Origin of the sequence: Streptomyces venetus (assembly GCF_039540295.1) — a bacterium.
GTDB lineage: Bacteria > Actinomycetota > Actinomycetes > Streptomycetales > Streptomycetaceae > Streptomyces > Streptomyces venetus.
Genome location: NZ_BAABET010000001.1, coordinates 509,744 through 522,643 on the forward strand (window position 1 = coordinate 509,744; position 12,900 = coordinate 522,643).

A 12,900-nucleotide genomic window follows, 5' to 3' on the forward strand; every position below is an offset into this window, starting at 1 on the left:
GCCGCCTCGCTTCGGTCAGGGCTGTCAGTCGAACACGAACGGGCCCGGCGACTGCGGCCCGGCCGCCGTGCAGGTGATCGTGATGCCGAAGACGGTCATCCTCAGCGAGCCGCCGAAGGCCTCCAGGCTGTCGCCGGAGGCCACGGTGCCGCTGAGGGGACCGACCTCGACGGGGGCACCGGCGGCGATCGCCGGGTTCTCCGTGCCGGTGAAGTCGACGGTGCCGCCGCCGGCCTTCACCAGGGTGAGGGTGGACGTGATCGAGTCCTCGCCGAGCGCGATCGGCGCGGTGATGGCGGAGGACTTGACGGTGACGGTGGCGGCGGTGCCGTCCTGTGTGGCGGTGAGCGTGGCCTCGCCGCTGCCGAACGCGCCGCAGTCCGCGCTGATCGTCGCCGTCTGGGGGGTGACGGCGAGAGCTGCCGGTGCGAAGGCGAGCCCGGTGACCGCGAGGGCCCCGGCCGCCAGTGCCGCACCTGCTCCGATTCGCTTGCGTCTCATGGGATTCCGGCTCCCTTTTCGTGGTGGGGGGACCGCTCGGCAGGTGAGTGCGGGCACGCTGCGCGAGAGCCGAACCTGACGGTCCGTCGGAATTTACGGTTCCATTGATGCGTGTGGGGCAGACGGCGGCAAGGTTGAAATCTGGCCTAATTACCGCCGGTTACAGCGAAGTTCGGCCAGGGCTCACCGGACAGCCCGGTGGGCACCAACCAGACCGTCCGGCGATTGAGGACGAGGCCGTCCAGGCCGATGGGGGGTCTGGGGGCGCAGCCCCCAGGTCCTCAGCCCGCAGAGACCCTCAGCCGGACAACCCCGTCGGGCCCGGCCACCAGCACCGGCGTCTCCGCACCGCCGAGATCCCGTACCGCCGCCCGGTCCTCCGCGGTCGCGGTCTCCGCCTCGGTCACGACGGCCGCCGCCTCCAGGGACGTCGCGCCCGAGGCCACGGCCATCGCCACCGCCGTCCGCAGGGCACTGAGCTTCAGGGAGTCGAGGGCCACGGTGCCCGCGACATAGGTGCGTCCGGTCTCGTCCCGTACGGCCGCGCCCTCGGGCACGCCGTTGCGGGCCCGCGCGGAACGGGCCAGGGTGACGATCTTGCGGTCCTCGGGGTCGAGCGCGTTGCTGTCGGTCATGCCCCGAGCATACGAACAGGTACCGCCGCTATCCCGCCACGGGGTACATCGCCCCGCGCCGTCCCTCGGGCGACGCCAGCCACTCCAGTTTGGCCGCGGTGTCCGCCTCGTTCAGCGGCGTGTGCAGCACGACCGCCAGGTCCGGCCGCGCCGGCAGCTTCATCACGCTGGACTCGAAGCACAGCAGCCCCACCACCGGGTGGTCCATCTCCTTGCGGATCTGCCCGGCCTCCTCGATGTCCCGCCGCTCCCACAGCTCGGCGAACTCCGCGCTCGCCGCCTTCAGTTCGGCCACCACCTCCTGGAACCCCTCGTCGTCCGGGCTGGCCAGGCAGGCGGCCCGGAACTGCGCGACGACCGTGCGCGCGTTCCGCTCCCAACTCAGCGCACGGGAGCGGTACATCGGGTCGGTGAAGAAGTCGATGATGCAGTTCTGCGTGATGCCGGGCCGCATTCCGAGGACGGACGCGGCCGCGTCGTTGTACAGCACGCAGTTGTAGTACGAGTCCATGATGTGCGCCGGGTACGGCATCCACGCGTCGATCAGCCGCCGCAGCCCCTCGCACATGTCCCGCTGCTTGTCCGGCTCGGCCTCGGGCACGGGCGGGTTCATGCCGGCGAGGGCGTAGAGGTGGCGGCGCTCGGCGTTGTTCAGCCGCAGGACCCGGGCGACGGAGTCGAGGACCTGCGGGGAGACCGAGATGTCCCGGCCCTGTTCCAGCCACTGGTACCAGGAGGCGCCGACACCGGCGAGCACCGCGACCTCCTCGCGGCGCAGCCCCGGGGTGCGGCGGCGGGCGCCACCGTCCGGGAGTCCGGCTTCGGCCGGGCTGATCCGGGCCCTCCGGCTCATCAGGAACTCGCGCAGCTCACTTCGCCGCCGGGCCTTGAGCTCGTCCACGGGCACGGACCCGTCCCCCTCGTGTCTGGTGGTGTGACCACCAGGACAACCTGCCGCTACCCACGGCTATTCCGCCGGCCGCAGGCTCTTGCCCATGGCGATCGACACCACACCCGCACCCCCACCGCTCGACACACCACGGCTGTCGACGCGCGACAGACTCGTCCTGTTCGTCCTGTGCGCCGCCCAGTTCATGGTGGCCCTCGACTTCTCCGTGCTGAACGTGGCACTGCCCGTCCTCGGCGCCGACCTCGGCATGAGCCAGTCGGCGTTGCAGTGGGCGGTCACCGCGTTCGCGCTGCCGTCCGGCGGCTTCCTGCTCCTCTTCGGCCGCGTCGGCGACCTGTACGGCCGCCGACGGCTGTTCCTGACCGGACTCGCCCTGTTCGGGGCGGCCTCGCTGCTGGCCACCTTCGCCTGGGACCCCGCGTCGTTCCTGACCGGGCGGGCCCTGCAGGGGATCGGCGCGGCGGCCATCGTGCCGACCGGGATGTCCCTGCTCACCACGACCTTCGCGGAGGGGCCGGCCCGCGACCGCGCCCTCGGCATCTCGGGCACGCTGCTCTCGCTCGGCTTCACCGTCGGCATGGTGGCCGGTGGTGTCCTGACCGACCTGCTGGGCTGGCGCTCCACCATGGGCGTGCTCGCCCTCTTCGCGCTGATCGTCCTGCCCCTGGCCCCCGGTCTGCTGCCGGAGTCCCGCACCCCCGAGCGCGGGCGCCTGGACGTGCCGGGCGCGGTCACCGTCACCGGCGGTCTGCTCTGCGTGATCTACGCCCTGTCGACGGCCGCCGACCGCGGTTTCGGCCATGTCGACGTCATCGCGACCCTGGTCGCGGGTTCGGCACTGCTCATCGCGTTCGTGCGCGTCGAGTCCCGCACCGAGGCGCCGCTGGTCTCCCTGCCGATGCTGCGCCGGCGCACCGTGGCGTGGGGCAACGTGGGCGGTCTGGTCACCTTCTCGATGATGTCGACGGTGGTGTTCGTGCTGACCCTGTACTTCCAGGAGACCCTGCGCCTGTCCGCCTTCGAGACCGGGCTGGTCTTCGGCGTGCAGGGCGTGCTGTCGGCGGTCGCCGGGACCCTCGCCGCCCGGGTCATCGGGCGTTTCGGCGCCCGCCGCACGCTCGTCGGCTCGCTCGCCGGGCAGGGTGTGCTGACCGCCGCGATGCTGGGGCTGGGCACCCACGTCTGGTCGGTGTGGCTCGCCACGGCCGCCGTCTCGCTGGCGAGCATGTGCCACCTCGGCGCGATCGTCTCCTACGGCCTGACGGTCACGTCCGGAGTTCCCGACGCGGAGCAGGGCCTGGCGACCGGTCTGGTCACCTCCACCCAGCAGGTCGGCATCACCATCGGCATCCCGCTGCTGGGCGTCCTCGCGACCACCTCGTCGGACCTGCTGACCGGCCTCCACACGGTCCTCGCGGTGGAGACCGCGATCGTGCTGGCGGCGGCCGTCCTCGTCGGCCTCGGCCTGCGGGGCCGCAGGGCGGATGCGCAGAGGGCCTCAGGAGCGGTCGAGCCGGAGGCGCTCGGCTCGCGGTAGGCCCGCCACCACCAGGTCGTACGAGTCCTCGATGAGCTCCCGGACCAGCTGATCCGGGAGCTCGCCGTCGGCCGTGACGGTGTTCCAGTGGCGCTTGTTCATGTGCCAGCCGGGGACGACGAGCCCCTCGTGCTCGCGGCGCAGCCGGATCGCGTCGTCCGGGTCGCACTTGAGGTTGACCTTCAGGGGACGCGCGTCGAGGTGCGACAGGGCGAACAGCTTGCCCCGCACCTTGAAGACCGAGATCTCCGGGCTGAACGGGAAGTCCTCCACCGCCGCGTTGAAGGACAGGCAGAACGCGCGCAGTTCCTGGGGAGTCACTCCGGCTTCTCCTCCTCCGCGGGGTCCGCCGGGGGCACCGGCTCCGCGAGCACCGTCACGATCTTGTTGCGGCGGCCTGCCGCGGCCTCCGCGGTCAGCCGCAGTTCCCGGCCGTCGGGGAGGGCGACGACGGACGACGCCCCGGCGATGGGGACGCGGCCCAGCGCCTTCGCCAGCAGCCCGCCGACCGTCTCGACGTCCTCGTCGTCGAACTCCTCCAGGCCGTACAGCTCGCCCAGGTCACTGATGTCGAGGCGGGCCGTGACCCGGTAGCGGTCCTTGCCGAGGTCCTCCACCGGCGGCAGTTCGCGGTCGTACTCGTCGGTGATCTCGCCGACGATCTCCTCGAGGATGTCCTCGATGGTGACGATGCCGGCGGTGCCGCCGTACTCGTCGATGACGACGGCGACGTGGTTGCGTTCCTTCTGCATCTCGCGCAGCAGGTCGCCGGCGTTCTTGGTGTCGGGCACGAAGAACGCCGGGCGCATGGCCGTGGACACCTGCTCGGACTCGGCGTCGCGGCTGATGTGCGTCTTGCGGACCAGGTCCTTCAGATACACGATCCCGACGATGTCGTCCTCGCTCTCGCCGGTCACCGGGATGCGGGAGAAGCCGGAGCGCAGGGCGAGGGTGAGGGCCTGGCGGATGGTCTTGAAGCGCTCGATGACCACGAGGTCCGTGCGCGGGACCATGACCTCCCGGACGAGGGTGTCGCCCAGTTCGAAGACCGAGTGCACCATGCGGCGCTCCTCGTCCTCGATGAGGGACTCCTTCTCGGCGAGGTCGACCAGCGCCCGCAGCTCCGCCTCGGAGGCGAACGGGCCGCGCCGGAAGCCCTTGCCGGGGGTGAGCGCGTTACCGATGAGGATGAGCAGCGACGGGATCGGGCCCATGACCCGGGCCAGCGGCACCAGGACGTACGCCGAGACCGTCGCCGTGTTCAGCGGGTGCTGGCGGCCGATGGTGCGCGGCGAGACCCCGACGGCCACGTAGGACACCAGGACCATCACCGCGATGGCGACCAGCAGGGCCTCCGTGGTGCCGTCGAACGCCTTCAGGCAGCCGTAGGTGATCAGCGCGGCGGCGGCCATCTCGCAGGCGACGCGGACCAGCAACGCCACGTTGAGGTAGCGGGTCGGGTCGGCGGCGACCTGGGAGAGCTTGGCGCTGCCGCGGCGGCCGGAGCGCACGGCCTCCTCGGCGCGGAAGCTGGAGACGCGCGCGAGGCCCGCCTCCGCGCAGGCGGCCAGCCAGGCCACGACGACCAGGGCGATGGCACCCAGGGCGAGTTGCGGACTCATCGGCGGCGCTACGAGACCGTCGGCGCCGGGGAGGGACCGGTCAGGCCCCGCTCCGCGCGCCAGCCGTCCACGATGGCCGCCTGGAGTCCGAACATCTCGGCCTTCTCGTCCGGCTCCTCGTGGTCGTAGCCCAGCAGGTGCAGCACGCCGTGGACGGTGAGCAACTGGAGCTCCTCGTCCATGGAGTGCTGCGTCTCCGCTTCCTGGCCCTGCTTGGTGGCGACCTCGGGGCACAGCACGATGTCGCCGAGCAGCCCCTGCGGCGGCTCGTCGTCGTCCTTGGACGGCGGACGCAGCTCGTCCATCGGGAAGGACATGACATCCGTCGGGCCCGGCAGGTCCATCCACTGGATGTGGAGCTGCTCCATGGCGTCGGCGTCCACGACGATCACCGAGAGCTCGGAGAGCGGGTGGATGCGCATCCGCGCGAGTGCGTAGCGGGCGATGTCGAGGATCGCCTGCTCGTCGACCTCGGTGCCGGACTCGTTGTTGACGTCGATCGACATGGTGTTGTGCTTGTCTACTTCCCCTTGTGCACGGACTTGCCGCGGCTCTTGTTCCCGCCGTTCTGGGTGCCGTGCGTGGTGTCGTACTTCTCGTACGCGTCGACGATACGGCCCACCAGCTTGTGCCGGACCACGTCGTGGGACGAAAGCCGGGAGAAGTGGACGTCCTCGACGCCGTCCAGGATGTCCTGCACCTGCCGCAGACCCGACTTCTGGCCGTCGGGCAGGTCCACCTGGGTCACGTCACCCGTGATCACGATCTTCGAGTCGAAGCCGAGGCGGGTGAGGAACATCTTCATCTGCTCGGGGCTCGTGTTCTGGGCCTCGTCCAGGATGATGAAGGCGTCGTTGAGGGTGCGGCCGCGCATGTAGGCGAGCGGCGCGACCTCGATGGTGCCGGCCGCCATCAGCCGCGGGATGGAGTCCGGGTCGAGCATGTCGTGCAGCGCGTCGTAGAGCGGGCGCAGGTAGGGGTCGATCTTCTCGTAGAGCGTGCCCGGGAGGAATCCGAGCCGCTCTCCGGCCTCGACCGCGGGGCGGGTCAGGATGATGCGGTTGACCTGCTTGGACTGCAGGGCCTGCACCGCCTTGGCCATCGCCAGGTACGTCTTGCCGGTGCCGGCGGGGCCGATGCCGAAGACGACCGTGTGCTTGTCGATCGCGTCCACGTAGCGCTTCTGGTTGAGCGTCTTGGGGCGGATCGTGCGGCCTCGCGAGGACAGGATGTTCTGCGTGAGCACCTGGGCCGGGGTCTCCTGGCCGTCGCTCTCCCCGTTCTCGCTCGCCTTCAGCATGGCGATCGAGCGTTCCACTGCGTCCTCCGTCATCGGCTGCCCGGTGCGGAGCACCAGCATCATCTCGTCGAACACGCGCGAAATGAGGGCGACGTCCTTCGGGTCGCCGACCGCGCTGATCTCGTTGCCCCGGACGTGGATGTCGGCCGCCGGGAAGGCCTTCTCGATCACGCGCAGGAGGGAGTCGCCGGATCCCAGCACGGTCACCATGGGGTGCTGGGCGGGGACGGTGAACTGCGCTCTCGCCTGCTCCTGCGCGGCGGTGTGAGCTGTCGATGATTGAGTCATGGGCCGGCGCTTAAGGCCTGCGGATCCTCCTCTTCACGGCCGCGTAGCTGAGGGCGGCCTCGCGATTCCCAGGGTACGACGGGGGACTGACAACGCCGTAGGGGTTTTGGAGGCGGGGCCGGAAACGGAAGGCGACAGCCAGGCTCGGCCGGCCGTGTCGGGAGGCGACGGTGCGTCTTGGCCGGCCGTGTCGGGTGGTGGATGGGCACAGGCCGGGGGTCCAGGGGGCGGAGCCCCCTGGCAGGCCAGGGGGTCACGCCGAGCGCCGGAAGCCGATCGTGGGAACAGCTCTCCGCAACGGCCAGGGTCTCACCAACTCCTCCGGCACGAGCCCCGCGAGGAACCCGTACCTCCGCAACGCCGCCTGCGACTGCCCCTCCACCGACTGCACCCTGCGCCACCACGCCGCGATCTCCGACCACCCGGGCGCCGACAACGACCCCCCGAACTCCTGCACCGACAGCGCCGCCGTCAGCCCGGCGAAGGCCAGCCGGTCCGCCAGCGGCCAGTCCGCCAGCGTCCCGGCCACGAACCCGGCGACGAACACGTCTCCGGCACCCGTGGGGTCGAGCGCCTCGACGGCGATGGCCGGCACCTCGGCCGTCTCCCCGGTGCGCCGGTCCACCGCGTACGCTCCGTCCGCCCCGAGGGTCACCACGGCGACCGGCACGTACTCCGTCAGGGCGTGCGCGGCGGCCCGCGGGCTGTCCGCCCCCGTGTACCGCATCGCCTCCTCCGCGTTCGGCAGGAACGCCTCGCAGTGCCGCAGGTCGGGCAGGCCCGCCAGGTCCCACGCGCCGGTGTCGTCCCAGCCGACGTCGCCGAAGACGCGGGTGCCCTTGCCCGCCGCCTGGGCGATCCAGGGCGCGCTGACACCGGGCGAGAGGGAGGCGACGGCGGCACGGGCGCGGGGCGGGCAGTCGGGGGCGGGTTCCTCCGGGGGCGGCTCGTGGCCGTGCGAGACCATCGTGCGCTCCCCCTCGTACGCCATGGAGACGGTCACCGGGGAGTGCCAGCCGGGCACCGTGCGCGACGGGGAGAGGTCGATGCCCTCGCCGTGCTCCAGGGCGTCCCAGCAGTAGTCGCCGTAGTGGTCGTCGCCGAAGGCCGCCGCGAGGGAGGTGCGCAGGCCGAGGCGGGCCAGCGCGGTCGCCATGTTGGCGACGCCGCCGGGGCTCGACCCCATCCCGCGGGCCCAGGACTCCGTCCCGCGCACCGGGGCGGAGTCGAGCCCGGTGAAGATGATGTCGAGGAAGACGGTGCCGGTGAGGTAGACGTCCCAGGGCGGGTCGTCCGGGGCTCGCAGCGAGGCGAGGGGATCGACCTGGGTCTGGCGGTGCGATCCCTTTCTCGGGCCCTTTCCGGCCGGGACGGTGGACGCGATCACGGTGCGCTCCCTGACGTGGTGCGGATCAGCCCAGTCTGCACCACACCACCGACAACGTGACGCCGGTCACGCATGCATCGGTGTCACCAGCGCGGCATCGAGGGCGTCACCCACTCGGGATCGGCGACCCGCATCGCCGCCGCGTCGTCGCGGTCCCGCAGCGCGCCGGCGTCGTCCAGCCACCGCTGGTGCAGCTCGGCCAGCCGGTCACGGTCGAGCTCCACACCGAGCCCGGGCGCGTCGGACACGGTCACCTTGCCGCCCTCGAAGGTGAGCCGCTCGGTGAGCACGTCCTCCGACTGCCAGGGGTAGTGGGAGTCGCAGGCGTGGTGCAGATCCGGGACGGTGGCCGCCACGTGGGTCATCGCGGCGAGCGAGATGCCCAGGTGGGTGTTGGAGTGCATCGACACACCGACGCCGAAGGTGCGGCAGACGGCGGCGAGCTGCTGGGTGTTGCGCAGCCCGCCCCAGTAGTGGTGGTCGGAGAGCACGACCTGGACGGCGTTCTTGGTGAACGCCTCCTTGATCTCGGCGAAGGTCGTCACGCACATGTTGGTCGCCAGCGGGACCCCGGTCCGCTCGGCGACCTCGGCCATGCCGGGGGTGCCGAGGGTCGGGTCCTCCAGGTACTCCAGGACGTCCCCGAGCTCCTGCGCCACCTTCAGCGAGGTCTCCACGGACCAGGCGCCGTTGGGGTCCAGCCGCAGCGGATGCCCCGGGAACGCCTCGGCCAGCGCCTTGATCGCGGCGATCTCCTCGTCGGGCGGGAAGACACCGCCCTTGAGCTTGAAGGAGGTGAAGCCGTACCGCTCGGTGAACCGCCGGGCCTGTTCCACCACCCCGGCCGGGTCGACGGCGGCCCCCCAGTCGTCCTTCTCGCAGGCGACGCCCGCCGGGTGGTCGGCCCACTTGTAGAACAGGTACGCGCTGTACTCGACGGCGTCGCGCACCTTGCCGCCGAGCAGCGCGTGCACGGGCAGCCCGAGGGCCTTGCCGAGGGCGTCGAGGCAGGCGACCTCGAAGCCGGAGACGACGGACAGCCGCAGTTTGTCGGCGGTCTGGACCCCGCGCAGCCCGCCGACGTCCACGGCGTTCTCGACCCGGGAGGCGTCCACCGTGACCTGGTCCGCGACCGTGAACAGCCCGCCCAGGTCGCTGACCCGCCGCCCCTTCAGCCGCTCGGCGAAGGGCCGGGCCAGCTCCAGGTACTTGGTGTCGCCGTAGGTCTCCCCCACGCCCGTGACCCCGTCCGCGGTGACGACCTCGACGATCAGCCGGGGCGTGTACGGCTGGTGCACGCCCTGGGTGTTCAGCAGCGGCGGGTCGGCGACCAGGATCGGCGTCAGCCGGACGTCGGTGATGGTGAGGTTCACAGGGCTGCTCCTACGAGGTCGAGTCCGGCGGCGAGGAGGGCGGTGAGGGCGGCCAGGTCGGCGGGCGAGGGGTCGGTGAGCGGGGCGCGTACCGGTCCGACCCGGTGGCCGCGCAGCCGGGCCGCCGCCTTCACCAGCGACACGGCGTACCCGGGGACGCGGTCGCGCAGTTCGACGAGCGGGACGTAGAAGCCGCGCAGCAGTGTGTCGACGGTGGCGTGGTCGTCGTCGCGCAGGGCGGTGAAGAAGGCGTCGGCGATCTCGGGGGCGAAGGCGTGCACGGCGGAGGAGTAGGCGGGGACGCCGACGGTCGCGTAGGCCCGGGCCTGGATCTCGGCGGTGGCGGCGCCGTTGAAGAACAGGAAGTCCTCGGGCGCGGCGAGCGTGAGGCGCTGGAGCCGGTCGAGGTCGCTGTGACCGTCCTTGAGGCCGATGACGTTCGGAAGGGCGGCGATGCGCTCGACCGAGGCGGCGGTGAAGGCGACCTGGCCGCGCTGGTAGGCGATCAGGGGCAGCCGGGTGCGGGCGGCGATGTGCTCCAGCTGGGCGACCAGCCCGTCCTGCGGAGCGGCGACGAGGTAGTGGGGCAGCACGAGGAGCGCGTCGGCGCCGGCCTCCTCGGCGATACGCGCGAACCGGGCGGCCTGTGCCCAGCCGTATCCGGTCCCGGCCACGACCGGTACGCGGCCCGCCGCCTCCTCGACGGCGATGGTCACGACCTGCCGGTACTCGTCCTCGTCGAGCGAGAAGAACTCGCCGGTGCCGCAGGCGGGGAAGACGGCGCCGGGCGAGGCGGCGAGCCGCTGTGCGACGTAGGCGCGGAAGCCGTCCGGGTCGAGGGTGCCGTCGTCGCGGAAGCTGGTCAGCGGGAACGACAGCACGCCGCCGGCCATGCCCTCCCGCAGCCGGTGCGCGACCGTGCCCGGTCCAGCGCTCGGGGTCATCTCCGCGCTCATCTCCTTATGTAGACGCCATCTATGTATGAGAATGCTGGTTGGGTACGCGCACGTCAACCGTCACGGCGGCCGGATTACCATCGGGCCATGCCAGACACAGGGGGCGTCCGCGAGGTGAAGTCCGCGGCCCGCACGGTCGAGCTGCTGGAACTCCTGGCGGCACGCGGGGACCGCCCCGCGCGGCTCCAGGAGCTCGCGGACGAACTCGGCGTGCCGCGCAGCTCGATGTACGCGCTGCTCCAGACCCTAATCTCGCGCGGCTGGGTCCGCACCGACATCACCGGCTCCCTGTACGGCATCGGCATCCACGCTTTGCTCACCGGCACGAGCTACCTGGACTCCGACCCGCGGGTCCGGGCGGTGCGGCCGTACCTCGACGAGGCGTCCGAGGCGCTCGGCGAGACGATCCACATGGGCCGGCTGGACGGCAGGGACGTGACCTACCTGGCGACGCGGGAGTCGCACGAGTACCTGCGTACGATCAGCCGGGTGGGCCGACGGCTGCCCGCGCACGCCGGAGCCCTGGGCAAGGCGCTGCTGGCGGAGCGCCCGGACGAGGAGCTGCCCGAGGGGCCGTACGCGGCGCTGACCCCGAACTCGCACACGACCCGGGAGTCCCTGGCGGCCGACCTCGCCGGTGTCCGGGCCCACGGCCACTCCGTGGACCGGGAGGAGGGCGTGACGGGCATCGTCGGCTTCGGGTTCGCCCTGCGCTACGACACCCCGGCACAGGACGCGATCAGCTGCTCGGTGCCGGTGGCCCGGCTCACGCCGGAGCACGAGGAGCGGATCATCGCCGTGATGCGGGAGGTCCGGGCGAAGGCCGAGGCGACGGTCCCGGCAGGCGGCGGAACGGTGCACTGGCGGTAGCGGGAGAGTCCTGAAACACCGCTCGAAAGGCTCTCGTCTACCCGGGGTTCAGCACCCCAAACGCAACGTGCCCCACATCACACCCCCCGGGTTCTCGTCCCCGACTACTTGCTTGATACAAATTGCCCGCGCGTTCCTGTCCGTCGACGGTCGTCGCCCCCTCCCCCTTTTCTTCCGCTCCTTTCGCATGCCCTGGGAACGCCCGTGTTCGCCCCCCGCACCACCCCCTGGCCCCTCGTCGCCCTTTTCACGGCCGGGTACCTCGCTCCGTATCTGCTGCCGACCACCGTCGGCCGGCTCGATTCGGGCCTTCCGCTCTCCACCACGCAGGCCGGCGCCGTCGGCAGCGCGCTGCTGCTGAGTTCGGCGACCGCCGGATTCGTCCTGGCCTCGCGCGTCGAACGGATCGGGGCCCGCACCCTCGCCCGGCTCGGTCTCGCCCTGGCCCTGCTCGGCTACGGCGCCGCCGCGCTGACCACCGCCGTCCCGGCCGTCGTCACCGGCGCGGTCGTCGGCGGGTTCGGCTCCGGCACGGCCACCACCGTCGCCGCCACCCTGATAGCCGGGCAGCGGGATCCGCACCGGGCGTCCACGGCCGGTCTGCTCAGCGTCTCCGCCCTCGCGGGCGCCGTGTATCTGACGGTCCCGCACCTCGGTCCGGGGCACGGCCTGCCGCTGGCCGCGATCGCCCTCACGGCCCTGGCCGTCTGGCCGCTCACCGGCCGGCTCCCCGCCGGTGCCCCCGCCGCGCCCACCCGGCACGACAAGGCCCGGCTGCCGCACGCCCGTTCCGGGCTGCTGCTGGCCGCCGCCATGCTGTGCTGGTCGCTCGCCCAGAACTCCCTGTGGGGCGTGAGCGGACAGATAGGCCTGGCACAGGCCGGCCTCGGCGAGGCCACCGTCGGCGCCGTCTTCGCCGTGGCCCTGGTGGCCGGGCTGACCGGTGTCCTCGCGGCGGGCGCGCTCGGGGCGCGACTGGGACGCGCCGTGCCGATCGGGGCGGGCACCGTCCTCATCGCCGGCTGCATCGTGCTCAGCGCCTCCGCGACCGACCTGACGAGCTTCGCGACCGGCGAGATCGCCTGGAACACGCTGTACCCGGTGGTGCTGTCCTACCTGATCGGCCTCGCCGCCTCGCTCGACCCGCGCGGCCGCTGGGCGGTGCTGGTCGGCTCGGCGTCCTCGCTGGGCACGGCCGCCGGGCCGCTGACCGGCAGTGTGCTGTCGGCGCAGGCCGGCTTCCCGGTCATGGGCACGATCCTGGCCGCCGGTCTGCTGGTCATCGCCCTGCCGATGACCGCCGTCGCCCTGCACACCGGCGGACGCCCGCTGCTGCCCGGCGCGATCCGCCGCCGCGGCGGTCACCCGGCCGCCCTGGTCGCCGCCGCCACGGGCACCCCCACCGGCGCCGTCCCCGAGATCGGCGCCCCGGAACAGCCGGTGGTGGAGATCCCCGTGGAGACCCCTGCCGTCCCCGCCCAGCGTGACTACGACAAGGCGGGGTCGGAGGTCTTCTAGGCC

Annotated in this window: 13 protein-coding genes; 3 read left to right on the plus strand and 10 right to left on the minus strand. The window is 72.1% G+C overall.

Annotated elements, in window-relative coordinates; translation table 11 throughout:
• Positions 1–24: 24 nt before the first annotated feature.
• The 3 genes from ABEA82_RS02240 to ABEA82_RS02250 form a co-directional block, all read right to left on the minus strand.
• Complete coding sequence (locus ABEA82_RS02240; RefSeq protein ID WP_345659618.1) at positions 25–501, minus strand: hypothetical protein; 477 nt, start codon at positions 499–501, stop codon at positions 25–27.
• A gap of 281 nt (positions 502–782) precedes the next feature.
• Positions 783–1,136: a cytidine deaminase gene (locus tag ABEA82_RS02245; protein WP_345659619.1), complete on the minus strand. Its 354-nt coding sequence runs from the start codon at positions 1,134–1,136 to the stop codon at positions 783–785.
• 28 nt (positions 1,137–1,164) lie between these two features.
• The gene (locus ABEA82_RS02250; protein ID WP_345660106.1) at positions 1,165–1,989 is read right to left on the minus strand and encodes a helix-turn-helix transcriptional regulator; all 825 of its coding nucleotides are present in this window, start codon (positions 1,987–1,989) and stop codon (positions 1,165–1,167) included.
• A gap of 142 nt (positions 1,990–2,131) precedes the next feature.
• Here ABEA82_RS02250 and ABEA82_RS02255 point away from each other — a divergent pair, with 142 nt between their 5' ends.
• Positions 2,132–3,583: an MFS transporter gene (locus ABEA82_RS02255; RefSeq protein WP_345659620.1), complete on the plus strand. Its 1,452-nt coding sequence runs from the start codon at positions 2,132–2,134 to the stop codon at positions 3,581–3,583.
• On the opposite strand, the gene ABEA82_RS02260 is transcribed toward ABEA82_RS02255, so the two are convergent.
• The 7 genes from ABEA82_RS02260 to ABEA82_RS02290 all read right to left on the minus strand — a co-directional run bounded on the left by ABEA82_RS02260 (position 3,545) and on the right by ABEA82_RS02290 (position 10,497).
• Positions 3,545–3,904: an MmcQ/YjbR family DNA-binding protein gene (locus tag ABEA82_RS02260; RefSeq protein ID WP_345659621.1), complete on the minus strand. Its 360-nt coding sequence runs from the start codon at positions 3,902–3,904 to the stop codon at positions 3,545–3,547. The genes ABEA82_RS02255 and ABEA82_RS02260 overlap by 39 nt on opposite strands.
• Complete coding sequence (locus ABEA82_RS02265) at positions 3,901–5,205, minus strand: hemolysin family protein (RefSeq protein WP_345659622.1); 1,305 nt, start codon at positions 5,203–5,205, stop codon at positions 3,901–3,903. Before ABEA82_RS02265 ends, ABEA82_RS02260 begins: the two co-directional genes overlap by 4 nt.
• 8 nt (positions 5,206–5,213) lie before the next feature.
• A complete protein-coding gene (ybeY, locus tag ABEA82_RS02270) occupies positions 5,214–5,711 on the minus strand; it encodes an rRNA maturation RNase YbeY (protein WP_345659623.1) in 498 nt (165 codons plus the stop codon).
• Positions 5,712–5,725: 14 nt separating this feature from the next.
• Positions 5,726–6,793, minus strand: a complete 1,068-nt coding sequence (locus ABEA82_RS02275) for a PhoH family protein (protein ID WP_345659624.1) — start codon at positions 6,791–6,793, stop codon at positions 5,726–5,728.
• A 253-nt stretch (positions 6,794–7,046) separates the two neighbouring features.
• On the minus strand, positions 7,047–8,180 hold the full coding sequence (locus ABEA82_RS02280) for a carbohydrate kinase family protein (RefSeq protein WP_345659625.1): 1,134 nt from the start codon (positions 8,178–8,180) through the stop codon (positions 7,047–7,049).
• Between the two features lie 83 nt (positions 8,181–8,263).
• Entirely contained in the window at positions 8,264–9,553 is a 1,290-nt protein-coding gene (locus ABEA82_RS02285) for a glucarate dehydratase family protein (RefSeq protein WP_345659626.1), read from the minus strand.
• Positions 9,550–10,497 carry a 5-dehydro-4-deoxyglucarate dehydratase gene (locus ABEA82_RS02290; RefSeq protein WP_345659627.1) on the minus strand — a complete coding sequence of 316 codons (948 nt, stop codon included), beginning with the start codon at positions 10,495–10,497 and terminating at the stop codon, positions 9,550–9,552. Before ABEA82_RS02290 ends, ABEA82_RS02285 begins: the two co-directional genes overlap by 4 nt.
• A 99-nt stretch (positions 10,498–10,596) precedes the next feature.
• Between ABEA82_RS02290 and ABEA82_RS02295 the strand changes: the two genes are divergently transcribed.
• Both ABEA82_RS02295 and ABEA82_RS02300 read left to right on the plus strand, forming a co-directional pair.
• A complete protein-coding gene (locus tag ABEA82_RS02295) occupies positions 10,597–11,379 on the plus strand; it encodes an IclR family transcriptional regulator (protein ID WP_345659628.1) in 783 nt (260 codons plus the stop codon).
• Positions 11,380–11,583: 204 nt separating this feature from the next.
• Positions 11,584–12,897: an MFS transporter gene (locus tag ABEA82_RS02300; RefSeq protein ID WP_345659629.1), complete on the plus strand. Its 1,314-nt coding sequence runs from the start codon at positions 11,584–11,586 to the stop codon at positions 12,895–12,897.
• Positions 12,898–12,900 lie beyond the last annotated feature (3 nt).

Coding starts and splice junctions, on each gene's coding strand:
- ABEA82_RS02290 (WP_345659627.1), bottom strand. CDS start 10,497: ATGACCCCGAGCGCTGGACCGGGCACGGTCGCGCACCGGCTGCGGGAG.
- ABEA82_RS02240 (WP_345659618.1), bottom strand. CDS start 501: ATGAGACGCAAGCGAATCGGAGCAGGTGCGGCACTGGCGGCCGGGGCC.
- ABEA82_RS02245 (WP_345659619.1), bottom strand. CDS start 1,136: ATGACCGACAGCAACGCGCTCGACCCCGAGGACCGCAAGATCGTCACC.
- ABEA82_RS02275 (WP_345659624.1), bottom strand. CDS start 6,793: ATGACTCAATCATCGACAGCTCACACCGCCGCGCAGGAGCAGGCGAGA.
- ABEA82_RS02265 (WP_345659622.1), bottom strand. CDS start 5,205: ATGAGTCCGCAACTCGCCCTGGGTGCCATCGCCCTGGTCGTCGTGGCC.
- ABEA82_RS02255 (WP_345659620.1), top strand. CDS start 2,132: ATGGCGATCGACACCACACCCGCACCCCCACCGCTCGACACACCACGG.
- ABEA82_RS02295 (WP_345659628.1), top strand. CDS start 10,597: ATGCCAGACACAGGGGGCGTCCGCGAGGTGAAGTCCGCGGCCCGCACG.
- ABEA82_RS02250 (WP_345660106.1), bottom strand. CDS start 1,989: ATGAGCCGGAGGGCCCGGATCAGCCCGGCCGAAGCCGGACTCCCGGAC.
- ybeY (WP_345659623.1), bottom strand. CDS start 5,711: ATGTCGATCGACGTCAACAACGAGTCCGGCACCGAGGTCGACGAGCAG.